The sequence below is a fragment of the Gottfriedia sp. NPDC057991 genome (assembly GCF_042886615.1).
GTDB lineage: Bacteria > Bacillota > Bacilli > Bacillales > Bacillaceae_G > Gottfriedia.
In genome coordinates this window covers 1-25,014 of record NZ_JBHVQN010000002.1, presented here as the reverse complement: position 1 = coordinate 25,014, position 25,014 = coordinate 1, and the positions used below count along the sequence as shown (strand labels likewise).

Annotated in this window: 20 protein-coding genes; 4 read left to right on the top strand and 16 right to left on the bottom strand. The window is 34.1% G+C overall.

Going from position 1 to position 25,014, the window contains the following annotated elements; translation table 11 throughout:
• Positions 1 to 15 precede the first annotated feature (15 nt).
• The 6 genes from ACFVR2_RS07870 to ACFVR2_RS07845 all read right to left on the bottom strand — a co-directional run bounded on the left by ACFVR2_RS07870 (position 16) and on the right by ACFVR2_RS07845 (position 6,048).
• Positions 16 to 750, bottom strand: coding sequence for an amino acid ABC transporter ATP-binding protein (locus ACFVR2_RS07870; RefSeq protein ID WP_069033859.1), 735 nt, complete (start codon positions 748 to 750; stop codon positions 16 to 18).
• 14 nt (positions 751 to 764) lie between these two features.
• Complete coding sequence (locus tag ACFVR2_RS07865; RefSeq protein WP_387360530.1) at positions 765 to 1,451, bottom strand: amino acid ABC transporter permease; 687 nt, start codon at positions 1,449 to 1,451, stop codon at positions 765 to 767.
• A complete protein-coding gene (locus tag ACFVR2_RS07860) occupies positions 1,438 to 2,235 on the bottom strand; it encodes an amino acid ABC transporter substrate-binding protein (protein WP_387361717.1) in 798 nt (265 codons plus the stop codon). The genes ACFVR2_RS07865 and ACFVR2_RS07860 overlap by 14 nt, the downstream gene beginning before the upstream one ends.
• A 631-nt stretch (positions 2,236 to 2,866) precedes the next feature.
• On the bottom strand, positions 2,867 to 3,748 hold the full coding sequence (locus ACFVR2_RS07855; protein WP_387360527.1) for a hemolysin family protein: 882 nt from the start codon (positions 3,746 to 3,748) through the stop codon (positions 2,867 to 2,869).
• Between the two features lie 403 nt (positions 3,749 to 4,151).
• A complete protein-coding gene (locus ACFVR2_RS07850; RefSeq protein ID WP_387360524.1) occupies positions 4,152 to 5,468 on the bottom strand; it encodes a hemolysin family protein in 1,317 nt (438 codons plus the stop codon).
• Between the two features lie 163 nt (positions 5,469 to 5,631).
• Positions 5,632 to 6,048, bottom strand: coding sequence for a MerR family transcriptional regulator (locus ACFVR2_RS07845; protein WP_097973794.1), 417 nt, complete (start codon positions 6,046 to 6,048; stop codon positions 5,632 to 5,634).
• A gap of 467 nt (positions 6,049 to 6,515) precedes the next feature.
• On the opposite strand from ACFVR2_RS07845, the gene ACFVR2_RS07840 reads away from it, so the two are divergent.
• Both ACFVR2_RS07840 and ACFVR2_RS07835 read left to right on the top strand, forming a co-directional pair.
• Positions 6,516 to 6,812, top strand: coding sequence for a hypothetical protein (locus ACFVR2_RS07840; protein WP_387360522.1), 297 nt, complete (start codon positions 6,516 to 6,518; stop codon positions 6,810 to 6,812).
• Between the two features lie 13 nt (positions 6,813 to 6,825).
• Entirely contained in the window at positions 6,826 to 7,314 is a 489-nt protein-coding gene (locus ACFVR2_RS07835) for an aminoglycoside phosphotransferase family protein (RefSeq protein WP_387360520.1), read from the top strand.
• 633 nt (positions 7,315 to 7,947) lie between these two features.
• Here the strand turns inward: ACFVR2_RS07835 and ACFVR2_RS07830 are convergent.
• Together ACFVR2_RS07830 and ACFVR2_RS07825 are read right to left on the bottom strand one after the other, a co-directional pair.
• Entirely contained in the window at positions 7,948 to 8,256 is a 309-nt protein-coding gene (locus ACFVR2_RS07830; protein ID WP_387360518.1) for an HD-GYP domain-containing protein, read from the bottom strand.
• A 10-nt stretch (positions 8,257 to 8,266) separates the two neighbouring features.
• The gene (locus tag ACFVR2_RS07825) at positions 8,267 to 8,608 is read right to left on the bottom strand and encodes a hypothetical protein (RefSeq protein ID WP_387360516.1); all 342 of its coding nucleotides are present in this window, start codon (positions 8,606 to 8,608) and stop codon (positions 8,267 to 8,269) included.
• A 260-nt stretch (positions 8,609 to 8,868) separates the two neighbouring features.
• Between ACFVR2_RS07825 and serC the strand changes: the two genes are divergently transcribed.
• Together serC and ACFVR2_RS07815 are read left to right on the top strand one after the other, a co-directional pair.
• Complete coding sequence (gene serC, locus ACFVR2_RS07820; RefSeq protein WP_387360514.1) at positions 8,869 to 9,963, top strand: 3-phosphoserine/phosphohydroxythreonine transaminase; 1,095 nt, start codon at positions 8,869 to 8,871, stop codon at positions 9,961 to 9,963.
• Positions 9,960 to 11,120 carry a phosphoglycerate dehydrogenase gene (locus tag ACFVR2_RS07815; protein WP_387360512.1) on the top strand — a complete coding sequence of 387 codons (1,161 nt, stop codon included), beginning with the start codon at positions 9,960 to 9,962 and terminating at the stop codon, positions 11,118 to 11,120. The genes serC and ACFVR2_RS07815 overlap by 4 nt, the downstream gene beginning before the upstream one ends.
• 221 nt (positions 11,121 to 11,341) lie before the next feature.
• On the opposite strand, the gene ACFVR2_RS07810 is transcribed toward ACFVR2_RS07815, so the two are convergent.
• The 8 genes from ACFVR2_RS07810 to ACFVR2_RS07775 form a co-directional block, all read right to left on the bottom strand.
• Positions 11,342 to 12,532 carry an acetyl-CoA C-acetyltransferase gene (locus ACFVR2_RS07810; RefSeq protein WP_387360510.1) on the bottom strand — a complete coding sequence of 397 codons (1,191 nt, stop codon included), beginning with the start codon at positions 12,530 to 12,532 and terminating at the stop codon, positions 11,342 to 11,344.
• Between the two features lie 53 nt (positions 12,533 to 12,585).
• Entirely contained in the window at positions 12,586 to 14,004 is a 1,419-nt protein-coding gene (locus tag ACFVR2_RS07805; RefSeq protein WP_387360508.1) for a sigma-54 interaction domain-containing protein, read from the bottom strand.
• A gap of 86 nt (positions 14,005 to 14,090) precedes the next feature.
• Positions 14,091 to 14,867 (bottom strand): 3-hydroxybutyrate dehydrogenase, encoded by a 777-nt coding sequence (locus ACFVR2_RS07800; RefSeq protein WP_387361715.1) that lies wholly within the window; start codon positions 14,865 to 14,867, stop codon positions 14,091 to 14,093.
• A gap of 30 nt (positions 14,868 to 14,897) precedes the next feature.
• The gene (locus tag ACFVR2_RS07795; RefSeq protein WP_387360506.1) at positions 14,898 to 15,554 is read right to left on the bottom strand and encodes a 3-oxoacid CoA-transferase subunit B; all 657 of its coding nucleotides are present in this window, start codon (positions 15,552 to 15,554) and stop codon (positions 14,898 to 14,900) included.
• Between the two features lie 12 nt (positions 15,555 to 15,566).
• The gene (locus tag ACFVR2_RS07790) at positions 15,567 to 16,268 is read right to left on the bottom strand and encodes a CoA transferase subunit A (RefSeq protein WP_025568519.1); all 702 of its coding nucleotides are present in this window, start codon (positions 16,266 to 16,268) and stop codon (positions 15,567 to 15,569) included.
• Positions 16,269 to 16,308: 40 nt separating this feature from the next.
• Positions 16,309 to 17,739: a GntP family permease gene (locus ACFVR2_RS07785; protein WP_387360504.1), complete on the bottom strand. Its 1,431-nt coding sequence runs from the start codon at positions 17,737 to 17,739 to the stop codon at positions 16,309 to 16,311.
• Between the two features lie 372 nt (positions 17,740 to 18,111).
• Complete coding sequence (locus ACFVR2_RS07780; protein WP_387360502.1) at positions 18,112 to 18,987, bottom strand: NAD-dependent epimerase/dehydratase family protein; 876 nt, start codon at positions 18,985 to 18,987, stop codon at positions 18,112 to 18,114.
• 572 nt (positions 18,988 to 19,559) lie between these two features.
• On the bottom strand, positions 19,560 to 24,743 hold the full coding sequence (locus tag ACFVR2_RS07775; protein ID WP_387360500.1) for a S8 family serine peptidase: 5,184 nt from the start codon (positions 24,741 to 24,743) through the stop codon (positions 19,560 to 19,562).
• Between the last annotated feature and the right edge of the window lie 271 nt (positions 24,744 to 25,014).

Sequence of the window (25,014 nt, the reverse complement as noted above, 5' to 3'; positions counted from 1 at the left end):
TTATTTAATCTTGAATTACTGGATTAATTGTAAAAATTGTTTTGTTCTTGCATGTTTAGGATGCTCTAAAACATCTTTAGGATGACCTTGTTCAACAATATAACCACCGTCCATAAAAATGACTTCATCAGCAACATCACGAGCAAATTTCATTTCATGTGTAACGACAATCATTGTCATTCCCTCTTCAGCTAACTCTTTCATTACCTTTAGAACTTCTTGTACAAGCTCTGGATCTAACGCTGAAGTTGGTTCATCAAATAAGATGACTGTTGGCTCTAATGCTAACGCTCTAGCAATCCCTACACGCTGTTGCTGACCACCTGAAAGTTGATGTGGTAATAAATTTATTTTCTCTTCTAATCCTACTTTTGTAAGTAAGTCAATTGCTTTCTTTTTTGCAACATCTTTTTTTACTTTTTGTACTGTTACTAAACCTTCCATAACGTTTTCTAACGCTGTTAAGTGAGGAAATAAATGATGTTGTTGAAAAACCATACCTGTTTTACTTCTTAATGAAATAATTTCTTTTTTTGACACCTTATTTGAAAAATCAATTGTCTGTTCATCAATTGTTATTTTTCCATCTGTCGGTTGCTCTAAAATATTAATACATCTTAAAAATGTAGTTTTCCCAGAACCAGAAGGGCCAATAATAGCTGTAACAGTACCTTTTTCTACATTTAAGCTTACATCTTTTAATACTTCTAATTCACCAAAACTTTTTTTAATGTTTTCTAGTTTTATCATAAGTTCTTCCTCCCTTACTTAGCAACATAGCGTGCAACTCGTGCTTCTAATCGACCTTGAATGATTGAAAGGAAGAAGCAGATTATCCAATAAATGATTCCAGCTTCCGTATAAACAACTAAGAATTTATAGTTAGTTGCAGCTATCTCCTGAGCTGTTCTAAACATCTCAGTTACTAATATTAAGGAAGCCAAAGAAGTATCTTTTACTAAACTTATAAAGGTATTTGATAGTGGCGGTAATGAAACCCTCGCCGCTTGAGGAATAATAATTCGTTTTAATGTTTGATTATATGTCATGCCTATTGATGAAGCAGCTTCCCACTGCCCCTTATCAATCGACTGGATTGATCCTCTAATAATTTCAGATGCATATGCACCAACACTTAATGAAAAACCAATAATAGCAGAAATATAAGGTGATATTGTTACATTTATTGAAGGTAATCCATAAAAAATAATAAATAATTGTACTAAAAGAGGTGTTCCTCTAATAATTGAAACATAAAATCTGGCTACACCATTTAAGAATTTATTACCTGATAGACGGAAAAGAGCGGTAATAAATGCTAAAACTATACCAACTATAAAAGTAATAATTGTTAATGGAATAGTACCGATTAAAGCAGTTTTAACCATTGGAAGGAAAGAATCCTTCACAATGGTTAAATTTTCTTGGCTGAATATACTATTTAAGTCCATCTTTACCGAACCATTTTTGTACTATTTCATCATACTTTCCGTCTTTTTTCATATCTTCAAGCGCTTTGTTCACAGCTTTTACTAAAGAATCATCATCTTTACGGAACATAAATCCACTGTTAGAAGCATCATTTTCTAAAGCTGCAATTTTAACTTTATTGTCACCTGTTTGTTTTAAATAGTTTTGAATTGATAATTTATCGTTTATTGTAGCATCAGCACGGCCAGATTCAATTAATTGAATTGCTTGGCTAAATCCTTCTACTCCAACTAATTTAGCTCCATATTTTTTAGCTAAGTCGCCATAATTACTTGTTAAAGATTGAGCAGCATTTAAACCTTTAATATCATCAAATGATTTAACTTTTGAATCTGATTTTACAACTAATGCACCTGATGATGTGATATATGGGTCAGAGAAATAATATTTTTTCTCACGATCTGCTCTAATACCAACTTCATTTGCAATGATGTCAAAACGTTTTGCATCTAAACCTGCAAACATTGCATCCCATTGAGTTTCAAAATATTTTGGTTTTACGCCTAAACGTTTAGCAACTTCATTTGATAAATCAACATCAAAACCTGTTAATTTACCAGATTTATCATGGAACGTGAAAGGTGCATATGTACCTTCAGTACCAATTTTTAACTCTCCGCTATCTTTCACTTGAGTTAATAAATCTTTTCCTTTTGCAGTTTCTTCTTTTTTATTTGTATTGCAGCCTGCCATAACACCTGCTGCTAAAAATAACGAACCTAATGTTAAACCAATTTTCTTAATATTCATTCTTTAATCTCCCTTAACCTTATCGGAATTGTTTGTTTTGAAATGTGTGTCTTAAATATATTGCATGTATTAAAAAATTACAACAAAAAAATCTTATATTTTTATTATTTTTCTTTTTGTCTTTTTAATTCTATTTTTATGATTGAAAAGCTCAATTTCTAAAAACCGATTATTTCACTTTGTTTTAGGTGGAAAAAAATTAATCAATTACAAAAAATGTATATGTGGTTGATTTCCACTACAGGATGCTCGCTTTCCATGGGGCGAGACCTGAGTTTCCTCGGCGAGCCTGCGGGGTCTCAGCCTTCCCGCATATCCCATAGGAGTCGAGCATCCCTTCGTTCCAATCAACTTATTCATCAAAACAAGTATAAAATTTAAAACGTTTAAAAATTCCATTAAGAGGAAGTGTATTTACACTGTCCAAATAAATTTTCCCGAATCATGATGAAATAGAGTAAAAGAATAAAAAAAAGAAATTACTTTAAAAATTAATAAACATTAGACTCATTAAAATTGAGGTCAAAAATATTTATACCAATAAAGTTCAAAACTTGATCAAATTTCACTCATTGTTCTATTTATAATAATGACTAGGTATTTCAACACATAAAAAACTCGGCTCCTAAGAACCGAGTTTACTTTGCAAATTTTGGTGGTTTATTTTTACAATTACACTTTGTATTCTTCTATTTTGAACTTCTTTAATGATGAAGGTTAAATTTTTATATTGAAGTAATTCTCCATTTTTTGGTATATGTTTAAAACTTTCGAATAACCATCCACCTAATGTTAAATATCTACTACTAGGCTTTTTTATGTTAAACCGATTAAAAAAACTCGATAAGTCAATTGAGGCTTGGAATTGGTATTCATTCTCATTTATTTGGAAAAAATCATCCTCTAACTCGTCAAATTCATCCCTAATTTCGCCAACAAGTTCTTCTATTATGTCTTCAAGCGTAACGATTCCGGAAGTTCCTCCAAATTCATCCATCACAATAGCAAGATGTGCATTTTGTTTTTGAAGAATTTTTAGCACTGTAGAAATTTTCATCGTTTCTATAACAAAAATCGGCTCTCTAATCAGATCATGAATATTAACTGTTTGTTTTTGTATTAGTTGAGTTAAAAATTCCCTTTCAGAAATTACACCGATTATATGATCTATATCCTGCTCATAAACTGGGATTCTAGAGTACCGTTCTTCTAAAAATAAATTACATATAAAGTCCACAGATTCATTAATATCAATCGCTACAACATTTGTTCGGGGTGTCAAAATGTCATTTACTTTTTTTTCTTTAAAAGTGATTGTTCTCAAAAACAATTCATCTTCGTACAAATTAAATTGTTCCTCATCAACAACATCAAATAATTCATTATGAATTAAGAGATGTTTTTCTTTTGAATCTACTTTTTTTCGATCTTTTGATTTCTTAGAAAAAATTCGGTTAATAATGTTTAAAAAATTTTTTATCCCATTACCCGAGGGAGCATCTGACAAGCACTTCACACTCCTATAACAAATTTTTAAATTATTAACTATCGACAATCCTTTACAAATATTTAATTTATATGTATTCAATAAAGGAAAAATTATGCAAAAAAAAGCCTCTAACTTTACAAAAGTAGAGGGGGAAAAATGAGGTATTGAACGAAACGATTAAAAAATAAGCTGATTGAAATAGTTAATAATATAACTAGTAGAAGAATTAGAACTTCTGCTCGAATCAATCTTACAACCTTATTTTATAATAAAAGGAATTGAATTGGAGTTGTAATTTGTTAACGTTTTGTGAATGATTGTACAAAGTATAACAGTATAAGGTTTTAGTATTATTTTGTTTAAGAATCAAAAAAAGAAGGTATAAAGACTTATGCCCTTATCCTTCTTTTTCATCGTATCTTTATGATTTTACTGCCTGAATTAACTCATTTTTTTTTATTTCAACTAATTTAACTTGGTGTGAATCTAATTCAACAACTTTGAATTCAAAGTCCTCAAATATGATAGATTCACCTTGCTTTATGTCATGATTTTGCGTTAAAATCCACCCACCAATTGTATCAACATCATCTTCTTCAACATACAAACCGAATAAGTCATTAATTTCGGTAATTAATACTTTTCCGTCTACAATCTTATGTGATTCTGAAATATGTTGAACAGCTGGTTTTTCATCATCATCATATTCATCACGTATTTCCCCAACAATCTCCTCAAGAATATCTTCCATTGTTAATAATCCCGCTGTTCCACCATATTCATCATACAATATTGCAAGTGGAATACGTTTCTTTTGCATTAACAATAATAAATCATGGATTGCGATTGTTTCAATTACCTGAATAACTGGGCGAGTATAGTTTGCGAAATCGTATGTTTTTTCAACTTTTCCATCCAGATAGCGAATAAAAAAGTCTTTCACATTTACCATACCTAAAATATCATCTTTATCTTCCCCAAAAACTGGGTAACGTGTATATTTTTCATTTTTAATTATTTCAATTTGTTCTTCAATTGGGTCTTCTGCATATAAACCGATAATTTCAGTACGAGGGACCATAATTTCTTTTGCAAGTCGGTTATCGAATTCAAAAATATTATTTAAATATTTATACTCAGCCTGATTAATTTCTCCGCTTTCAAAGCTTTCTGATAAAATAATTCTCAATTCTTCCTCAGTATGAACTTCTTCTGATTCAGATGCTGGCTTAACTCCAAATAATCCAGTAAAAAATCTTGCTGAATTATTTAATGCCCAAATAAATGGATAAGCTATTTTATAGAAAACAATAAGTGGAGTAGAAAGTATTATTGTGATTGATTCAGCTTTTTGAATAGCAACCGTTTTAGGTGCTAGCTCACCAATTACAACGTGAATAAATGTCATAAATGAGAAAGCTAAAATAAACGAAATAGTTGTAGAGATTGTTCCGTTTAAGCCAAGAAATTCTACGACTGGGTGTATAAGATGCTCAAATGTTGGCTCACCTAAATAACCTAATCCTAAAGCTGTAACCGTAATACCTAATTGACAAGCTGATAAATATTCATCCAAACTCGTCGTAACCTTTTTAGCAGCTACTGCACCTCGCTTTTTTTCGGCTACTAGTTGATCAATTCTACTTGATCTAACTTTCACTATCGCAAATTCTGCTGCTACGAAAAAAGCTGTAAGTGCGATTAAAACTGCAATCATAAACAAGTTAACTATGTCCAATGACGAACTCGAGTATATTACTCGAGTATTCACCTCCTGAGAATTTCAATCTACAAAAATATAAAATTACTATTTTACTTACTTAATAGATTACCATAATTTAGTAAAACATACATATTTTATAACTTTAATAAATTGTTATGTTTTAAATTTAATTTAGTCATTATTTTACAAAATGTTTCAATGTTTCAAATAACGGAAATGTATGATGTGACAACGAATCTACTAAAGCATTTTTTTCACAATCATTCATACCCGATATTACTGGTACTAATTGAGCTAATTTAGCTTCAAGCTCAATAATTTGATTTGATATTTGTTGAATTTGTTCAAAAACACAATTTTTTTGATTATAATTAGTTTGCAGTAAATCTTTTATCTCTTCTAAGGATATTCTCATTTTTTTACAATGTTCAATAAATCTGAGAGTCTCAATTGCCTCTGTGGAATAATATCGATAGTTTGATTCAGATCGTTTTGCTTCTAGTAACCCTAATTTTGTATAATAATCAATTGTTCTTTTTGAAACTTGAGCTATTTCAGCTAACTCACCAATGCGATACTCGATCCCAAGTGACAACCCTCCCCTATTTTAAGTAATATTACCATTATATAATTTAGAAACTATACAGTCAAACGTTACAGTTCTACATAAATTTCGTCTTCAAAGTATAAACGGATTAAATATAATTATTGGTTTTTGTGTAATCTTTGTTGTTTTTTAAGAAGTTGGTGTGTTGATTTCCGCTTCAGGATGCTCGCTTTCCATGGGGCGAGATTCTTGAGCCTCCTCGTTCCTGCGGGGTCTCAGGCTTCCCGCATTTCCCATAGGAGTCGAGCACCTTACGCTCCAATCTTTTTCACTATGTTTTGTTGTTTGTACTAAACCGATGAAAAACAACATTAACATTTATATAAAAGAGGTAAAAAAATTTCTGTTGAGCCTCCTAGTTTTTATCTTTTTTGATTTTTGCTAAGATCCTAGCTAAAACTCCTAACTTTACAACAAAATCCTATAAATTAAGAAATATATTTGGTGGTGTAATTTTGAAATTAAACGATAACGTAATTCAAAAAGTTCCATTTTTACAGTCAGCTATTTCTATTTCGCAAGTAAAAAAAGGATTTTCATTTGAAGAGAAATGGATTGTTAAAAGTAATTTGGATGAGGATTTGTTTATTAAAATTTATGATTTTGATCGTACAAATCATGCAAATTTTATTAATACTTATCTGGAACATTTTTATGAAATCGGAGCACTTGTCCCTAAACCAATTCATTTAATTGAATTGCCGGATGAAGCTCTCACTATACATGCTGTCTTAGTCAATTATTGGAATTGATGGTGAGGAATATTTGCCAACGATTTCTAAAGAACAGCAATATCAATTAGGTACTCAAGCTGGAATTGAATTGCTTAAAATTCATTCTTTAACAAATCCAGAGCAACATCAACCTTGGAAAGAAATGAGACTTACTAAATACAATCGATACATAGAGTTACTAATGGAATCTTCTATTTCATTTCCAGAACTTGAATTTATTCTTAACTTTGTTGAGGAAAACAAACACCTTTTATCCAATCGACCAATTACATTTTTACATGATGATTTTCATCCATCAAATTTACTTTTTAAAGATGCACAACTAAAAGCTGTTATTGATTTTGATCGATTTGAATGGGGAGATCCATACCATGATTTTCACAAGGTTGCTCTTTTTACAAAATATATTAGTATTCCATTTGCAATCGGGCAAATGGACGGCTATTTTTCAAACAATCCCCCTGATGATTTTTGGGCCCTTATGCATTATACGCTGCGATGGTTATTCCATCAGATATAATTTGGTCTTATAAAACTACACCACATTTAATCGATTCCATGTGGAAAAAAGTTCGAACGATATTAGATGACCATAGTAATTTTCATCAAATAATACCAAGTTGGTATAAAAAAAAGAGTAGCCAAATTAAATAAGGCTAGTCTCTTTATCGGGGTATTTTTTCATTTGTAGCTGTTATGATCAATCTTTTTTATTGATATTCAGCAGATTTTTATCAAATTAATATTCGAAAAAAAGGTATATTTGCTAATTCCATTTGAAAGTATCTACTAAGTGGACAATTTCCATTTCATAATACCTTAACTGGTATGGGTAATTTTTTAATTTATTTGCGATTCTTTGGAATTTAATTGCGGTTTTGCTAATTTTATTTGCGGTTTTCTAATTTTAATTGCAGTTTTCCTTAACTTAATTGCGATTCTCAGATTTTAATTGCAGTCCCCTGTTCTTATGTACCTTTTCATCATTTATTTGCACAAATGAACTCTTTATTTGCTATTCTATAATACTTATTTGCAGCACAGGACTTTAATTCGTATGATCCTTTTTTAAGTTTTTTTCAAATCTAATCTATATACAAAAAAGAGGATCCCCACTATCCTTTTGGGACACCCTCTATTTTTATGAATTATTTCATTCTCTAAAATCAAATAAACTAAGGAAAACATCAGTAATCTCAGGATCAAATTGGATTCCTTTATTATTTTCTATTTCGTTTAAGCAGTCTTCTAAAGCCATCCCCTTACGATATAATCGATTTGAAATCATCGCATCATAGCTATCGGCTATTGCTACAATTCTAGCAGTTAAAGGAATTTGATCACCCTTTAGACCTTCTGGATATCCTTTTCCATCGTATGGTTCATGGTGGTATAAAACTATATCAAAGATGCCATTTTCATTAAAAATAGCAATATGCTTAATAATGTCATATCCAATCACAGGATGTTTTTTATATTAACTCGATCGATCCCGTTTTTACTCTATGATATTGTTTCATTAAACCGACTGATATGTACGTGATTAAATAATATGTAATTAAGTAACTAATAATATGCCCTGCCTGGGGAACCAAATAGTATCTAGAAACGACTATTATTGTAGAAATTAAAATGATAAACCAATTAGGACGGTTGTAAAAACCAAGACCAAATATTATTGTATCAAGCATGTACAGAAAGTAAAAGCTATCACTTTTTTCAGAACAAATTAGATTAAATAATACACTAACAGCAAAAGTAATGTAAAAAATATTACGAAAGTAAACTGGATTATTAAACCATTTAGAAAACATTTAAACTCCCTTAATACAATATAACGCTTAAATTTTCCATTTTCTTCTAAAACTATGCATTTTATTTATCAATCAAATTATTAACCAACTTAATTTTTTGTTTATATTTAAATAAAAAATTACTAATATTCCCTTTTCATTAATTAGAAAATTAATATTTTTGTGAAATTTTTATGATTTTATTTCATCTTTTATTGACCAACGTATATCAGTAGTTTAAAGTTAGAATATTAAAAAAATAACGAGTGAGGATGATTATTATGGAACGCGTTTTTAATTTCTCCGCTGGTCCATCTGTCTTGCCTGTTCCAGTATTGGAAAAAGTACAAAAAGAACTTGTTTCTTACGGTACTTCTGGTATGTCAGTTATGGAAATGAGTCATCGTTCGGCTGAATTTGAAGGAATTATTAAGAAATGTGAAAGCTTATTACGTGAACTTTTAGAAATTCCATCAAATTATAAAGTGTTATTTTTACAAGGTGGAGCATCAACTCAATTTTCAATGATTCCATTGAACTTATTAAGTAAGTACAAAAAAGCTGCTTATATTAATACAGGAACTTGGTCAAAGAAAGCAATCTCTGAGGCAAAAAAATATGGAGATGTTCATGTTATCGCTTCATCTGAGGATGAAAATTTTTCATATATTCCTAATTTAGAAGATTTAGCCCTTTTTGAACCATACGATTATTTACATATTACAACGAATAACACGATTGAGGGGACAAAATACTCTACTTACCCTAAAACAAATTCTCCATTAGTTGCAGACTTTTCTTCAAATATTCTTTCTGAACCAATTGATGTCTCAAAATTCGGTTTAATTTATGCTGGAGCTCAAAAAAACATCGGTCCAGCAGGGTTAACAATTGTCATCATTAGAGATGATCTTATTGGAAGTGCTGATAAAAATTGCCCAGCAATGCTCGACTACAAAACACATGTAGAAGCTTCTTCCCTTTATAATACACCTCCTACATTCAGCATTTATGTAGCGATGCTAGTTTTGGAATGGATTAAAGAATCAGGTGGCTTAAATAGTATTTATCAAACCAATCTTTTAAAAGCTCAATTATTATATGATTTTATCGATCAATCTGACTTGTTCTCTTCACCAGTTAAGAAAGAGAACAGATCACTTATGAATATTCCATTTACATCAACTTCTGATGAATTAAATAAGCAATTTCTTGCTCAGGCAAATTCAGCTGGCTTGGTGAATCTTGAGGGTCATCGATCAGTTGGAGGAATGCGGGCTAGTATTTATAATGCGATGCCATTAGAAGGCGTTGAGAAATTAGTTCAGTTTATGAGTCAATTTGAAAAGAAAATAGTAGAGGAGATTGTAAGATGATAAAAATTCAAACATTGAATAATATTTCTGAGCACGGAATTAAAGAGTTTCCTTTGGAAAGCTTTTGCGTTAACAATCAATTAAATGAACCAGATGGAATTCTTTTAAGAAGCCATAGTATGCATGAAATGCGCATACCAAGCAGCGTAAAAGCAATCGCAAGGGCTGGTGCTGGTATAAATAATATTCCAATTGATGAATGTACTTCAAGAGGAATTGTTGTATTTAATACGCCTGGTGCAAATGCAAATGCAGTTAAAGAACTAGTTCTGACAAGTTTATTCCTTTCTTCACGACGAATTATTGAAGGAATTGAGTGGACTCGTTCATTATTTGGTGAAGAAAATGTTTCTAAAATTGTAGAAGCTGGTAAAAAAGAATTTGCAGGAGCAGAAATCGCAGGAAAGAAATTAGGTATTATTGGTTTAGGAGCAATCGGTGCACTTGTAGCAAATGACGCTCTTGCGTTAGATATGGAAGTATATGGTTATGATCCTTATATTTCAGTCGAAACTGCATGGCGATTATCTAGGAATGTGCAACGAATCGATAATTTAGAGCAAATTTTTTCAACATGCGATTATATAACAATCCATGTGCCTTTAACACCTGAAACAAAAGGATTTGTGAATGATAAACTTTTATCAGGAATGAAAAAGGGATCAAGATTACTTAATTTTTCACGCTCTGAATTAGTAGATGATGTTGCGCTAGAATATGCGTTGAATAACGGGACTGTAGGTGTTTATGTGACGGATTTCCCAAATGAAAAAGTGATAGGTATGAAGAATGTCATTCCAATCCCTCATTTAGGAGCATCAACAACTGAATCAGAAGAAAACTGTGCCCGTATGGCTGCAAAACAATTAAAAAATTATTTACAAACAGGTAATATTAAAAACTCCGTTAATTTTCCAAATGTAGAATTACCTTATACAGGGAAAAAACGTATTACGATTGCACATAAAAACATTCCTAATATGGTCGGTCAAATTACAGGATTACTAGCAAACTATCAAGTAAATATTGCTGATATGCTTAACCGAAGTAAAGGTGCTTTTGCTTATACAATGATTGACCTTGATGAAACAATCAATGGCCCAGTTGAACAGTTGTTAAAAGAGATTGAGGGTGTTATTTCAGTAAGAGTTATCTAACCTTCAGACTGTTGACAACCGCTCGCTTTCTTCGTTGCTTCGCCTGTCTGCGGTGCTCATTACCGTTTAAGGTAACTCCGCTCCTCACCAGGCTTCGCGCCTCGAAAGACAAGCGCTTGCAATCAGTCTGAAACCCAGGTTTTGGTTTTGTTTTTTGGTTTTGTCTTCACAATAAAGCGGTAGGTCTCATTATAAGAGTCCTACCGCCTTTTACTTATTATTTATTCAAAACAATTTTCAATAATTGTCGCAACGCCTTCTCCGCCACCAATACATAGTGTTGCAAGACCGTATTGTGTCTCTCTTCTCTTCATTTCATGAATCAATGTAACTAGTATTCTTGTTCCGCTCGCACCAATTGGATGTCCCAGTGCAATCGAACCTCCATTTACATTAACAAGATTTTCATCAAAACCGCATTCCTTCAATACAGAAAGCGATTGCACTGCAAATGCTTCGTTAGCTTCAATTAAGCCTATTTCACTTAATTCAATCGATGATTTTTCAAGTGCTTTTTTAGCTGCAAATGCTGCTCCAATTCCCATTATGCTCGGATCAACGCCTGCACTACTATTTGCATTAATTTTTACTAATGGTTTAATACCCAGTTCTCTTGCTTTACTTTCACTCATTAATACAACCGCTGCTGCGCCATCATTTATACCTGAGGCATTTGCTGCTGTAACAGTTCCATTTTTTTCGAAGGCTGGTCGTAGTGATGATATCTTCTCTACTGTAGCACCAAATTTTGGATACTCATCCTCTTTAAAGATGATTGGATCCTTCTTTCGTTGTGGAATTTCAATCGCAACAATTTCATCTTCAAATTTACCGACCTTAATTGCACTCTCAGCTTTTTGTTGGCTATTTACCGCAAACTCATCTTGTTTTTCCCTAGAAACTTCATAACGAACTGCTAAGTTTTCAGCGGTGTTTCCCATGTGATAATCATTAAACGCACACCATAGTCCATCTGCAATCATGCTATCAACAATTTGTTGATTGCCCAATCTATATCCATCTCTTGCTCCTTTAAGTAAATAAGGAGCTTGACTCATATTTTCCATCCCACCAGCAATTATAATTTCAGCATCTCCTGCTATAATTGCTTGAGTCGCCAAATGGACTGATTTTAATCCCGAACCACAAACCTTATTTATCGTCATTGCAGAGACAGTATTTGGAAGTCCTGCCTTTAATGCTGATTGTCTAGCTGGATTTTGACCTAAACCAGCTTGAAGTACATTTCCCATTATGACTTCATCAACCTGACTTTCTTGAATACCCGCTCTATTAATCGCTTCTTTAATAACTTTAGCGCCTAATTCTACTGCACTTACATCTTTCAATGTACCACTAAAATTTCCGATCGCAGTTCTAACAGCACTAACAATTACAACGTTCTCACTCATTTTATTTCCCCCTTTTTATTTCATCCTAAATTAACCAAACCACATGAAATCTTTTAACTTTTTATGTTATAAGCTTTACATTTTTCATATAAAGTTGATTTGCTTATTTCTAATAATTTTGCAGCTTCAATTTTATTACCTTGAGCTTCTATAAGAGCTCTTTTAATTGCTTCCTTTTCAGTCTCCTCGATCATTTCTTTTAACGATTTTAAAGAATTATGATTGTTTAATTGAGATGCATTTTTTTCGAATTCAACTGTATTTTTTTGATTGGTTGGATTTTCATATAAATAAAGAGGTAATTGCTTAGGTGTAATCACTTTACCATTTAGGACATTTATGCATCTCTCAAGTACGTTTTCTAGTTCTCGAATATTTCCTGGCCAATGATGTGACTTAAGAATTTGAAAAACTTCATTTGAAATTTGAATTCCGTTTCGATGAAATTTCCTTTCGAGTTTTTTTATTAATGAATCTGCTATGAGAGGTATATCATTTATCCTTGATCTAAGTGGAGGAATGTCTATTTTAATTACATTTAAGCGGTAATACAAATCTTGGCGGAATTCTTTTAATACGACCATCTTCTCAAGATTTCGATGCGTAGCTGCAATGACTCTTACATCAATGGAGATAGGAGAACTTCCACCAACTCTTTCAATCTCTCTTTCTTGAAGTACTCGCAGTAATTTACTTTGCATATGCAAAGACATATCACCAATTTCGTCTAAGAAAATCGTTCCTCGGTTCGCAATCTCAAATTTTCCTTTTTTCCCGCCTCTTTTTGCACCTGTAAAAGCACCTTCTTCATAACCAAAAAGCTCTGATTCTAGTAAATGCTCTGGAATTGAAGCACAATTTACTCGTACAAACGGAAAGTTTCTTCTTGGACTAGCATCGTGAATTGCATGTGCAAATAATTCCTTACCGGTACCAGATTCCCCAAAAAGTAAGATTGCAGAAGTACTTGCAGATACTTGCTCTGCCAAGTTTTTTGCAGAGTTAAAGATTGGAGTATCACCAATTATTTGATGGAAGCTATATTTACTACTTAACTCTTTCTCAAATTTTCTTTTATAATAGTTTAATTCTTCTACTAAAGGTTCTACTTTTTTGGAATACTCAAGCCACTCTTGCGCATTACGGAATATTACAGTTCCGACAGCACCTACTAATTCATCACCTACATACAGCGGATAACGATTTGCTACCATTTCAGTATTTTTTATTGGATGGATCTCCGCCACCTCTGCCTGACCAGTTTTAGCGACTATATGCATTCTAGAATTTTCAATAACATCGCTTACATCCATACCGATCACTTCATCAGCAGAACGCCCAACAAACTCACAATACGATTCATTCATATACAAAACTTTTCCATCTCGATTAACGACAACAATCCACTCAGTTGCAAGATTAATAATCTCGGAAATCCAATCAAAAGGAAGACTCTCTAACATACTATTCATACCATACCTCACTTAAAGTAGTAGGTAACTAGAAAGGATAAGAGCAGGAATCTCCCCCTGCTCAAAACAAACCTTTCATTCTTATCCTACTGAACTGTATATCCTGCATCTATTACATTTGCTTGACCTGTAACCCCGCTAGTATATTCACTAGCAAGAAATACTGTATAATTTGCAATTTCTTTTACTGTAAGTAATCTTTTTTGAGGTACTAATGGATAAATTACTTCTTCAATTACACTTTCAATTGGTACATTTCTCGATTTTGCTAAGTCAGCCAACTGGTTTTGAACTAAAGGTGTATCAACATAGCCCGGGCAGATTGCATTGACTGTAATACCATCATTTGCACCTTCTAATGCAGCAACCTTTGTTAAACCAATAACGCCATGCTTCGCAGAATTATAAGCAGCTTTACCAGCGAATCCTATTAACCCATTGATCGAAGCCATATTAATAATTCGACCATACTTTTGCTTTTTCATAATAGGAAATACATGTTTGATACTAATAAAAGGTGCAGTTAACATGACCTTAATAAGTAATTCAAATTTTTCAGTAGGGAAATCTTCAATTGATGAAACGTATTGTAATCCTGCATTGTTTATTAAAATATGTAATTCACCAAATTGATCGATTACTTTATGAAACGTGTCAACTACTTGTTCTTCATTTGTAACATCACATGCATAACCCATCGCATTAAACCCTAGCTCTTGCAATGAAGTAGCTGACTTTTGAACATTTTCCTCATTTAAGTCGGTTAAGACAACTGTTGCTCCTTGCTCTGCAAAGGTTTTAGCAATTTCAAAACCAATTCCACTACCAGCACCAGTTATCAGTGCAACCTTCTCAGAAAGCATTTGCTGCATTTGATTGCCTCCTTTAAAAGATTAGTTCACGTTATTTAATAACTTAGGACTAATTGTAAATGTAGCCTCTGTTTTTTCAGTAATTTCTTGAATCGTTGCTCCACCAACGCATTCTACTAAAACCATTCCATTTTCTGTAAAATCAAAAACTGCTAATTCAGTAATCAGTCTATGGACTACGCCTTTTCCAGTTAAAGGTAAAGTACATGCTTTTTTAACTTTACTTTCACCGTATTTATTTGCATGTTCCATGACAACAACGATTTTCTTAGCACCATTTACTAAGTCCATCGCACCGCCCATACCTTTTACCATTTTTCCTGGAATCATCCAGTTAGCAAGATCACCAGTTTCTGAGACTTCCATACCACCTAAAATAGCTAAATCAATATGGCCTCCTCTAATCATCGCAAAAGATTCAGCGCTATCAAAATAAGAAGCTCCTTTAGCCGCAGTTACTGTTTCTTTACCAGCGTTGATTAAGTCAGCATCTATTTCAGCTTCTGTTGGGTATGGTCCAATACCTAGTAAACCATTTTCAGATTGTAGCATTACCTCAATACCTTCTGGAAGATAGTTTGCTAATAAAGTAGGTAGTCCAATTCCAAGGTTTACATACATACCATCTTGAATTTCTTTAACCGCAGTTTGAATAATTAATTGACGAATATCTTTCATGTTATTAGCCTCCTATACTCCTGTAGTCATTCTACGTTCAATTCGTTTTTCGTATGTTTCACCGTGGAATACATGTTGTACATAAATGCTTGGCGTATGAATTGCATCAGCATCAAGTTCTCCAACTTCTACTACTTCTTCGACTTCTGCAATTGTAATTTTTCCAGCCATCGCTGCAAGTGGGTTAAAGTTACGAGCAGTTTTTCTAAAAATTAGATTCCCTTGCTTATCAGCTTTCCACGCTTTAACAAATGCAAAGTCTCCTACGATTCCTTCTTCTAATAAATAAGTTCTTCCATTAAATACTTTATGTTCTTTTCCTTCTGCGATTGGTGTACCTACACCTGTTGCTGTGTAGAATCCTGGGATTCCAGCACCGCCTGCACGAATACGTTCAGCTAGAGTCCCCTGAGGAACAAGCTCTACTTCAAGTTCTCCACTTAAGAACTGCTTTTCAAAAATTTTATTTTCTCCAACATATGAAGAAACCATCTTTTTAATTTGTTTATTTGCTAATAAAAGACCAAGACCCCAATCGTCTACTCCACAGTTATTACTTACGATTGTTAAATCCTTTGTCCCTTTATCTCGTAATGCTAAAATCATTTTTTCAGGAATACCGCAAAGACCAAAGCCACCGACAATAATCGTAGCTCCATCATGAATTTGTGAAACAACCTCTTCAACTGAAGTAATTACCTTATTCTTGCCCATTATTTTGCTCCCTTCAAAAGTAAGATTAGTAGTAACATTCTTAAACAAGTCCTGTAAGTTTAAATACTGCAATGATTAAGAATACTGCAACTGTTTTAATAATTGTTATTGCAAAAATATCTTTATATGACTGGCGATGTGTTAAACCAGTTACAGCTAATAATGTGATGACTGCACCATTATGAGGCAAAGTATCCATACCACCTGATGCCATCGAAATGACACGATGCATCACTTCCGGCGGGATATTATATTTATTAATAGCCTCGATATACTTTTCAGACATTGCACTAAGTGCAATACCCATACCACCTGATGCAGAACCAGTAATACCTGCCAAAGTTGTAGTTGTCACAGCTCCATTTACTAATGGATCCGTAAATGTATGAGAGATTCCTTTACTTACCATTCCAAATCCAGGTAAAGCAGAGATTACTCCACCAAAACCATACTCGGCACCAGTATTCATAGAAGCAAGTAGTGCTCCACCAATGCTTGCATTAATACCTGTCTTTAGATTTGTACGCATATTCTTATAGCCATAAATCATCGCTGAAAGAATCCCAATAACTAGAGCACATTCAACTGACCAAATACCAACAACTGCAGTTATATCAACAACCCCAAAAGATTCCAGTCCAATCGATTTAAAATCAAATCCATTTGGATACCATTTTGGGAATGAAACAACAAAAAATTTATTAGAAAATCCAACTAATAATAGTGGAACAAATGCTAAAATCTGTTTCAAAACTGGTGTAGAAGTATTTGTGTTTAATGAAGGGACTTCTGTTTGAGTTTCCTGTGTAGCAGCTAGTTCTCCATTAAATCCTAAATAACCTTCACCCGCTTTTTCTGCTTTTTTACGTCTTGATTCTAAGTACCAAAGACCAACTGCAAGTACAAAAACAGCAGCTAAAATACCTAGAAATGGTGCCGCATAAATATCTGTTTTGAAAAATGTAGTTGGAATTACATTTTGAATTTGCGGTGTACCAGGTAATGCATCCATCGTAAACGTAAACGCACCAAGTGCGATCGTCCCAGGAATTAATCGTTTAGGAATATTACCTTCACGGAATAAGTTTGCAGCAAATGGATAAATAGCAAATACAACAACAAACAAGCTTACTCCACTATATGTTAAAATTGCCCCCATTAATACAATCGCTAAAATAGCTCTTTTTGCTCCAACTAATTGAATAATTGTTTTTGCGATTGATTCAGCAATTCCAGACATTTCAACAACTTTACCAAAAATTGCACCAAGTAAAAATACAGGGAAATATAGCTTAATGAAACCAACCATTTTTTCCATAAAAATATTACTAAAGAATGGAAGAATATAACTTGGTTCAGTTAAAAGTACTGCAAATAAAGCACAAATTGGTGCAAATAAAATAACAGAAAACCCACGATAAGCAACAAACATTAAAAGTCCTAATGCTAATAAAATAATTAAGATTTCCATAATAACCTCCTTGTTATCTTTACGTATTGGCACTTTTTGATAACGCTTTCATTCAAACTATGTATTAGTTTAAATTCCACTATTTACTGTATTTTGCTCCTTTCAACAGAATGCTCTTCTGCTTTTAATACAAGCAAATAGTGTGCCAAGTTATTATGAGTTTTTAGTAAGACTGTATTTATTATTTCTGGGACTTTGTCTGCACAATAAATATTTTATTTTATAATTCTAATAATATTAAGTTAATTTGTAATTTTCAATATTTTAAAAGTAATTTTTTCCGAAATTTCGGAATTTCTCTCCAATAAAATTCCGAAAACCTGGAAATTCCAAAAATTCGGAATTTTGTTTTTTGAACATTTTGTGAATTTTTTATAGCGAACAATAATGATGAATTAATTCTTTCATCCATTTATGTACTTCTAAAAATTGAAACCCTGCTTTTTTAGCTTTCTCATTACTCAAGGATTGATCGCTATAAGCGTCAAATGGAGATTGTTTTTCATTTGCACCATGAGATTTAATAATAGCCTTTTTACCAGTTTCCATTTCACAAATATTTATTATTTCTTTAAATGTTATTACACCATTAGAGCACGCATTAAAAGGACCACTTTTAATCGATTCATTCTCACCTAACCAAAGTAAAAACTCAGCCGTTTCATCAGAATCGATAAATGTCATCTCTTTGTTTATATCAGATATAATGATTTCTTCATTTCTTGAAATTTTATCAACATGGAAGAGTAATCTCTTCGTATAATCATCTGGCCCTAATACGATTGGAAATCTAGCCGCAAACACTGGAAAATTTGCTTCTTGAAATAAAACAGCCTCACCAAGGCGCTTCCCTTCCGCATAAGAATATTCATTATCATTGTTATACTCAATAGGATAATTATAAGGATCAAAGTCAGTTTCCACATGGTTTAATCCCGTATCATAAACGGCTAAAGATGAAGTGAAAATATATTTTTTAACTTGATTAGTTAATAGTTTAATAATTTCTTTTGCTTCATTTGGAGTATAACAAATATTATCATAGACAAGGTCCCAATTATGATGACTTAAATTCGTTAAAGTCTCAGAATTTCGTCGGTCAATGATATATCGACTAACTTGATCTCCGAAGTCATCTTCTGTAAGTCCTCTTGTTGCGATTGAAACATCATAGCCTTTTTCGATTAGTTTATGAACAAGTCGTTTTCCGAAAAATCTCGTACCACCTAATACTAAAACCTTTTTCATTTTTTGACCCTCCAAAGAAAAAATACCCATATTAATAATTCGCCATAATACTACAAATCACCTTTTTAAATAGGTAACAATATTATTAAAATTATTCTAATAGACTTGAAAATAGTATTTTTATCATTAAAAGAAGGCTGACTCAACGAACGCAATCTGTTTTTAAATGATTACTAATAGTTTTTACAATATATCAACGAGTGTTGGAGGAATATCAACGAATTATAGCGATATATCAACTAAGTTCATAACTTTATTAATATTGTTCACTTAGTGTTCGTATTTCACAAAAGAAACACCTCATAATTTAAAATTTATTTTACATAAGAAAAGGGGGCGTCTTAAAAGCCAATTGGCTTTTAAGACACCCCTAATTTTATTTAGTAGATTTTAATCCCCCTCCAAACAGAACTTGTAACCATTTCGAAAGCTATAAAACTACTAAACACCTTTTTATATAAGAAACCTCTTTTACCAAATTAGTTTTTCTATATGGCTGTTTTTGCGATTTGGACATACTCAATCAAAAAGAGAGCCCCAATATAATGATCAGAGGCTCTCCATTTTTATTACTATTTGTTTAATACGACTGTTTGAGTTGTAGCACTCACATTTCCTGCAGCATCTTTTGCCGTAACATAGATGACAGTTCCAGTGAATGTGCCATTCGCGTTATGAGGTATTTCTAAACTGAAGTACCCATTATTATCAGCTTTTACTTCACTTACTACATTGTTGATTTTTATCATAACCGTTGCATTTGCTTCGGTTTTACCTGTGATCGTTTGATCTTTTTTCGTTACAGTATTAACGATTGGTGCATCTGGTGCTGTAATATCCACTACAGTGATGGTTGTTCCACTACTTACTTTACCATCTTCATTTGAAGCAGTAATTACTAAAACAGTACCTGCTTTTTGTTTTGCAATTGGAAGCGTAAAGTCACCTGCTTCATTTGCCTTACCGCTTGCTACAACAGTATCTCCCGCTTTTACAGTAATAGTAACATTAGGGTCTGCTTTTCCAGAAATTGTTGTATCACTGTCACCTAAGCCTTTGACAACTGGTGCGTTTGGAATTGGCACCACTTTTGTTGTTAAACTCACAGCGTTTGATACACCAGCGTTTAAGCCGCCTGTAATCGATACTCGGAATTGATAATTCGTGTTTTCAGTTAAACCATTTACAGTTACTTTGCCATCCGTCACAGACAATGTGCCGTCTGTTGTTGCTGTTTGCCAGCTTGATCCATTATTTGAAGACTGCTGGATTTTGATCGCTGTTGCATCCACTGCTGGGTCCCATGTGAATGTTGCTTTATGTGCACTGCTATCTACGTTTTTGAATGTGTTTACGCTTGATGCGATGCCAAGCACATTAAAGTAGTCAGTTGCGTATTTTCCATCTACCATCTCTTTTGGTGTGATTAAAGCATCAAAGTTTGATTTATACAAGTTACTTACTAAGAAATTCATATCTTTCTTATCTACAATCCCATCTTGATTTAGATCTTCGATATTGAATTTTGTTGTATTTTGAACTCCAAACATTTTCGCAACTTGTTTCACGTCTAAGACGTCAATCACGCCGTCGCCGTTCACATCACCAGCTAGACCATTCGGTTGTCTCGATGTAGCTCCAATATAGCCGCTAAACGTACCGACATTGTCGCCCCATGGAGTCTGCGTATTCATTGTGATGGTCTGAACGCTCTTTAAGTGCCCTGGTGCTTCGATGATTACTTTGAATGGGTCTTTTGAAACCGGAATGTTTAAAATATTGACATACCCTTTCGCATCAATCGTTCCTGGGTACTTAGAACCATCCGAAAGTAGTGCATATGCTTTCGCATTTAGTTTTGTATAGTCCATCGTTACGTTGTTCGCAAACGCTTGAAGTCTAACAAAGGATTGAACTGAATTATGCGTCGGAAGAACTTGGAAGCTGTTCACTCGACTAAACGCTGTAACGTTGGTCGACTGCGTTTGACCATACTGCATCATGCTGAAGTTGGTCATTACATCATCCTCAACCATATTCCCATATAAAATCGAAGCCGGCCCTTGCGGGTCATCGTTCTTCACTTTTAGAGTTACCTTCAAAAATGGCATATTATCGCCGCTGAATCCTTTGAAGTCTTCTCCGCCGCTTAAATGTGCGCCCACATTGATCATGGTTTTGCTTCCATAAAGAGGGTCAGGCGTTCCAACAGGCGTATCCACATTTACCTTCACGCCATGATCATCAGCCCATTTTTGGAATTCCGGCGCTACCGTCACCCCTTGCAAATCGTACACATCTTTGAAGTACGTTGCATTATATGTCCCTGACATCATTTGCTGAACATTGTGTAAGTTCAGTGTCATCGTGACTGTATCATTCAGGGTCACTTTTTGTTTGTCATACGTCGGCACCATATACGGCGTGCCTTTTTTAACAAATGCATATTGATGGAAATCGTTGACAAGTTCCGCGTTTCCTGCTACATCGTTAGGGAAAAGTGTGACTACTGCAGGACCGTTTTCAATGTCCGTTTTTTCAATCCCGAATTTCGTATCCCCATTTGCATCGGTTGGGAATGCTGCTTCCGGATCGTCAATGCGATTATAGTAATAGTACAACGTGTTATTCGATTGGGTGATGCCTAGAGGAGCCAACTGAGCAGTTCCTTCATCGTATAAGTTGGCATGAACCCAAAACGCATGATAGGTATTACCCTCTTGTTTTTCATCCGTAAAGTCTGAATCACTCAGCTCGTACACGCCTGGAGCATGGTCTTTATATGTTAATTTCGGCAATTGGTTGTCCACTATAAATGGCATCGACTTCTCATACGTTTTCGCATACATATTTGTCGTATCTGTTGCGCGTAATTTAATTGTGTACTGACCTTCTGGCAATGATGCTTTTGTGAACTGGCTTGTCAATTCTTTCGACGGATCGCCGATAAATGGATAGTAATTAGCTGCGTCAAAAGAAGGCATAACTAAAAACTGATCCGTTGGCGCTGTACTTGCACTAAGTGGCGATGGATATGTAGCTCCAAGTGCGTTGCCGTTTTTGTCATAAATGACCGCCCAGACATATTTCATCGGGCTGTTTAATTGGAAGCCGATATTCCGAGCACTGCCAAGATTAAAAAATGAAGGGATGACCGGCTTTCTAGTAGTGGCTGCATTGTCGTCCATTATCAAGTTGCTGATTCCTTTTTCCACCGAACGAACAGCCAATGGCATGCGATACGTTTCACTTGGATCATCATGATTTACAATGTTCAAATATCCTTCGTATCGACCATAATCTGCACTACTTGGTATGTTCACGGTTGTTGTAAAGCTTGTAGATTCACCTGCTTTTACTGTTAGTGATGGTGAACTTGTTGTCACTGTAATGCCGTTTTTAGTTGCATCACTTACCGATGCATTTGGTTTAATAAAAGTAGCAGATATATCAAACGTTTTGTCAGAGTTTCCTCGATTTTTTACTTTCACTGTTCGATTACTCGTATTGACCGCACCGTCTTTTCTATACACTGCGCCAAACGTTAATGAACCTTTTTCGTAATTCATGTTCACAGTATTACCACTACTATCAATGTTTGCAGTTGTGTCTTGTGCTTTAAAGCTCACATCACGTTTTACTGCTTTCACTACATTGACTAAACCAGCACCTTGTTCGTATACAGAGTAATCTCCGTCTAGATTTCCAGAAGTGTTCGACAACGCTGCTTTCACGTCAGCTGGTGTGTAGTCTGGATGTGCTTGTAAGATTAGCGCAGCAATTCCTGCGACATGTGGCGTCGCCATCGATGTACCTGATATACGAGCGTACGCGTTACTATAGTCTACTTTATCTGGGCTATGAACGAAATATGGATAAGTTGAGTACACCGATACACCTGGTGCAACAACATCTGGTTTAATATCATATGTCGAAGCGACTGGTCCTCTAGAACTAAAGCTTGCCAAGTGGTTCCCTTGTGTATTCGTTGAACTTACATTCGTAAAAGTGATTGTATTTTTGCCTGCACTACGTAAACGTTCACCATCAGCTTTAGTCATACGGAATGTTGGGATAAACCCATCGTCACTTGCTAAGTAACTATCAATGTCACCGTCAATATTGTTAGTCATAATCGCTGCAACCGCGCCTGCTTTCGCTGCGTTTGTTATTTTTTCAGCTAACGTGATTGTACCACGTGTAATCAGTGCAACTTTTCCAGTTAAATCGATTGGATTACCGTTCGCATCTTTAAAATCAGCAGCTTGAGCTAAACCAACATCAACGAATTGATAAGTTTTATTCTCAAGATCTGATACATTATCGGTATAACCTTTTCCAAGTAACTTGAAGTTAGTAAATGTTTCATTCCCTACTTTTGCTGATGCAGTCGGGATACTTACCGGGAAATCACTTGCACCAACCGTAATCGCAAGCGCTGATGCACCCGGCGTACCTACTGAGCCTGCACCGGGACCTGCGTTTCCAGCTGCAATTACACATGTTACACCTGCAAGAGTTGCGTTATTAATTGCCACAGCTTCAGCTGATAACGGATCATTATTATTTGCCCCAAGAGATAAGTTGATAACTTTCATACCATCTTTTATAGATTTGTCAATCGCACCAATAATTGCATCTTGAGCCCCTGTACCATAAGGACCAAGAACACGATAAGTATACAAGTTAACACCAGGTGCAACCCCTTGTGCTGGTAAATCTACATTATTTTTCGATTGAGCTGCAATCGTACCTGAAACGTGTGTACCGTGGAACGTATAATACGGTTCCCCACCATCACCTTCAGGTTTGCCAGCTTTTACCCAATCATCAACTGTTGTTTCCATTGGATCAGCATCGTTGTCAACAAAATCCCATCCTTTAACTGTTGCTGGATCGATTTTGCTTGCATCTTCTCCACTTTTTGCACGGTAGCCTTTATATACGTCTGTTAAATCCGGGTGATTGTAGTCAATCCCTGTATCAATAACCCCTACATTGATTCCTTTTCCAGTAGTACCTTCTTTATGCAAATCTTCAATACCTGGTAATGGAATGTAATTTTCTGGTAAATTATTCTCACCTTGTTCACTTTGCGCAGAAGCTTTCAGTTCACTTGGGTCAAGCTTTACTATGTCATCGTTTAATACACGACTTACTACACCAGAATCAAATAATTTCTCAACTAAGTTACCTGGTAGTGTCATTGCCACCCCGTTTAATGCATGTGTGTATTCACGCGTAATTTGAACGGTATCCTCCCCAGCTGTGTCTGTTGTTTCATTAGATACTTCATTTGGTGCGATACTTAATGCTGATACTGCATTTACTGAGTTAGTTTTACTTGCACTATTATTTAACCCATTTACAAATGACTTGAATGTAGCGTGTGATGAATTAACTGCGCTATTTTCTGCGCTTAATGTCGTTTTTTCACCAGCCACTTCTTTTTGTAGGACACTTATTTTTGCTGGTTCTTGTGTAAATTCGACAATAACCTTGACCGGTTTTGAGCTTTTCGTATCAATCTTTGGCGAAATCTTTACATCACTTTCTGTTGATATTTTCTTTAAAGCGTCGATTTGATCAGCTGTTAAGTCTGGTGTGCTTGTTTTTTGTGTATGTGAACCCACGACAGTATTTTCTGTGCTAGCATTTGGTGTAGCTGCTAGTACATTAAATGGAATCATCGAGCCCACGACCAGAGCACTGATCGTTGTTTTAGCTAAACGCTCTTTGAAGTTTCTTTTACTCACACTGTTTTCCCCCATTTTTGAAATTTTTTGACAATTTTCTTTCTTTTTTTTATTTTAACGTTAGCAATCGTTATCGTAAATTGGGGGAATTTGACCAAATAAACTATAAAAAAATCAGAAAATAGGTACAATTTGTAAAATTATTTTTTTAAAGCCCTATAAAACTTAATTTTCAAACATTTTTTATTTGGGGGAATTATCATTTTTTTGTCAAAAAAATAAGAACACAAAATAATTATTATAATGTTCTAATTTTATATTTTTATAATAT

Excerpts from the sequence above, each read along its gene's own strand:
- ACFVR2_RS07785 (WP_387360504.1), bottom strand. The coding sequence starts at position 17,739 with ATGGAAATCTTAATTATTTTATTAGCATTAGGACTTTTAATGTTTGTT.
- serC (WP_387360514.1), top strand. The coding sequence starts at position 8,869 with ATGGAACGCGTTTTTAATTTCTCCGCTGGTCCATCTGTCTTGCCTGTT.
- ACFVR2_RS07800 (WP_387361715.1), bottom strand. The coding sequence starts at position 14,867 with ATGCTTTCTGAGAAGGTTGCACTGATAACTGGTGCTGGTAGTGGAATT.
- ACFVR2_RS07780 (WP_387360502.1), bottom strand. The coding sequence starts at position 18,987 with ATGAAAAAGGTTTTAGTATTAGGTGGTACGAGATTTTTCGGAAAACGA.
- ACFVR2_RS07815 (WP_387360512.1), top strand. The coding sequence starts at position 9,960 with ATGATAAAAATTCAAACATTGAATAATATTTCTGAGCACGGAATTAAA.
- ACFVR2_RS07825 (WP_387360516.1), bottom strand. The coding sequence starts at position 8,608 with ATGTTTTCTAAATGGTTTAATAATCCAGTTTACTTTCGTAATATTTTT.
- ACFVR2_RS07790 (WP_025568519.1), bottom strand. The coding sequence starts at position 16,268 with ATGGGCAAGAATAAGGTAATTACTTCAGTTGAAGAGGTTGTTTCACAA.
- ACFVR2_RS07870 (WP_069033859.1), bottom strand. The coding sequence starts at position 750 with ATGATAAAACTAGAAAACATTAAAAAAAGTTTTGGTGAATTAGAAGTA.
- ACFVR2_RS07810 (WP_387360510.1), bottom strand. The coding sequence starts at position 12,532 with ATGAGTGAGAACGTTGTAATTGTTAGTGCTGTTAGAACTGCGATCGGA.
- ACFVR2_RS07795 (WP_387360506.1), bottom strand. The coding sequence starts at position 15,554 with ATGAAAGATATTCGTCAATTAATTATTCAAACTGCGGTTAAAGAAATT.
- ACFVR2_RS07865 (WP_387360530.1), bottom strand. The coding sequence starts at position 1,451 with ATGGACTTAAATAGTATATTCAGCCAAGAAAATTTAACCATTGTGAAG.
- ACFVR2_RS07805 (WP_387360508.1), bottom strand. The coding sequence starts at position 14,004 with ATGAATAGTATGTTAGAGAGTCTTCCTTTTGATTGGATTTCCGAGATT.